The following is a 2,574-nucleotide window of genomic DNA, read 5'->3' on the forward strand; positions in this document are numbered from 1 at the left end:
CCAGCCACATCAAGATCATCTCACCCGTGACCCGCAGTTACGGGACAGCCCTTAGGTCTCAACTCTCCAGCTCAGGAACCCTGTTGGTCCCGTATCCTGCCGCACTCGACCTGCCGCACGCACTCGTGGAGTGGGTGACGATGCTGATCGTCACCCGTGAGGGTGACCGGCGCTGCAAACTCCGGCCGTCCGAGCGTGCGGTGATCGCTCTGGCATACCTGCGCCGGCACGACCCCCTGGCTCAGCTCGCCGCAGGTTTCCGTATCTCCGTCGGCACCGCCCACGCGTACGTCACCACCGTCGTCGAGCACCTGGCCGACATGGCGCCGGGCCTGCTGAAGGTCCTGCGCGAGACAGACCCTGACTACGTTCTCGTGGACGGCACGCTCGCCGAGTGCGACCGGGTCGGCGACGGGCGCGCGGACTATTCGACGAAGCACAAGCGGCACGGTGTGAACGTGCAGGTCATCACGGACCCGGCCGGTCGCACCCTGTGGCTCTCACCGGCCCTGCCCGGCCGCACACACGACCTGACCGCCGCCCGCATCCACAAGATCATCAGGATCTGCGAGCGCCAAGGCGTCCCCATTCTCGCCGACATGGCCTACATCGGCGCGGGCGAGTGGGTCACCACCCTCAAACGCCGACCGCCCCAAGGCGAACTCACCACGACCGAGCGGACGGTCAACCGGGCGCTGTCCGCCGCTCGCGTACCCGTCGAACGAGGAATCGCCCGCCTCAAATCCTGGCGAATCTTCCGCAGAGCCCGATGCAGCCCGAACCGCATGACGTCAATCGCCAAGGCCGTCCTCACCCTGGAGCGGCACCGCTGAAAACCCTCAGTACCTGCTGCTCTACATCTGGGTGCGTGCAAGCGGAGCGTGGTGGGCGGCACGACGTATCTGAATCTACGCCTCCACCTTCGTACCCGGACCCTTGCAGATCTACGGATACCGGGAAACGGTCCCTGTCCGTTCCAGTTCGCTCGTACGGGATTGCGGTCACGACGATGCCGTTCTACCGAGCGGTGTACCCGCCGCGTTCGTGCTTGAGGAGCCGGTACTCACCCACCGGGTCGGCGGTGATGACGTCACGCAAGCCGAGATTGGCCATCTGCTGTCGCACTCTCTGCACAGGCGCGGACCTCTTGCTGCAGGAAGGAGCTACGTTATGGCCGTCGTAATGCGTAGGTCGGCGGTTTGTTTTCTGCGACGAGGTTTGTGGTCTGAGTATCTGATCTGGCCCTTCGTCTCGGATTTGATCGCGAGGGAGCCCTTTGCGTGAACCGAGTTCCACATGGCGCCGGTCGACGTTGAGCAGAAGGCCGCCAACCAGCAGTTTAAAGAGGAGCCTGAGGAAAAGGCCAAGAATCCGGCGATGTCGACGGCCAGGAACGGGGCGTTTTCCGGGGTGATCGGAGGAGGGTCTGTGGGAGGCTAACAATCCTGAGGACCCTACTTCTTGCCACCAGCGGTGCTCGCCTCGGTGGCCAGCCGGTGGCCGGACGCCTTCGGACGGCGTAACACTAGGCAGGACAGGTCAACCAGCCACACGTGCTCTGATCAGGCAGAACGTCACCCAGTAGCACGATCAGGCACTACGCAACATGAACGCTCACGGTCTCGTAATGCGTAGGTCTCGCTACCTTCTCGCAGGCGAGGGGGGATGGTTCCTCGACGGGTTTGACGTCGGCATCGGGCGGTGTTTCTTCAATCGGTCTGGGATCGGCGGAGACTCTGCGAGCCAACGACAGCAGTTGGTTTGGGGCAGGTTGTGATCGCAGCAGTCGGCGCTGAGCCGAGGGGTGAGTGGAGTTGAGGCTCGTCTAAGTGTTTGGGCAGTTACGTGTTCGAGGATCCTTCGGTGCCTCGAACCATGCCGCGCAGCTCCTTCTCCACCTCGTAGCGGTTGAGGCCCTTGGAGCGTGCGAATTGGGTGACTGCGGCCTGTACCTCGCACGCCGCTTCGAACCACGCCCGCCGCTGCCGTTCGCGTTCTTCGTTGCCGTTCAGCTGCTGCAGCTTTCGGTGCTCGTTGTTGGCGACCTGCTGGAGCTCGATTAGCGAGTCAAGGTGTCTTGCCCCGCCTTCTGATCCGGGCTGCTGGAAACGGTCTGCTTCCGAAGATGCGGTTGAGCGGCATGCGCGATCGCTCTCCGCTTCAATGGCTGGCGCCGCGGGTTGGGTGGGCAGTAGCGAGAGCGGCGCAGCATCCTGGGCGGCTTGCCGTGTCGACTGTGCCGGCGGATTCGCCGAGAGGTTCGGGCGGCAGGTAGGCCGGTTGCGGCTGGCTCTGGCTGGTGCAGTGCTGTCTTCCCTGGCTGGGGGAAGTTGGGTGGTGTCGCTGAGCAGGTCGTTGTAGCGCTCCTGATCTGTGCTGGTGACCCAGAAGCGGTGCAGTTTGGTGGCGGTGCGGAACTGGATCGGCACGATGCTGCCAGCGGCGGTCTGGCGGACCAGGTCGTCGAAGAGGACGTCCTTGGGCGTCGGTGTGGCGTGGGCTTCGCCGCAGCGGCGTACCCCATTGAGTGGTGTGCATCGTGAAGTCGCAGGTCACGGGTCTGGTGTGAATGGT

2 protein-coding genes are annotated in these 2,574 nt (G+C 64.0%); one reads left to right on the forward strand and one right to left on the reverse strand.

The features are described from left to right. Window positions 1-83: 83 nt before the first annotated feature. Window positions 84-833: a transposase family protein gene (locus tag RB628_RS40225; RefSeq protein ID WP_318325602.1), complete on the forward strand. Its 750-nt coding sequence runs from the start codon at window positions 84-86 to the stop codon at window positions 831-833. Between the two features lie 1,008 nt (window positions 834-1,841). Here RB628_RS40225 and RB628_RS40230 read toward each other — a convergent pair. Beyond that, window positions 1,842-2,429 (reverse strand): hypothetical protein, encoded by a 588-nt coding sequence (locus tag RB628_RS40230; RefSeq protein WP_318325601.1) that lies wholly within the window; start codon window positions 2,427-2,429, stop codon window positions 1,842-1,844. Between the last annotated feature and the right edge of the window lie 145 nt (window positions 2,430-2,574).

Origin of the sequence: Streptomyces sp. ADMS (assembly GCF_033441795.1) — a bacterium.
Taxonomy (GTDB): Bacteria; Actinomycetota; Actinomycetes; order Streptomycetales; family Streptomycetaceae; genus Streptomyces.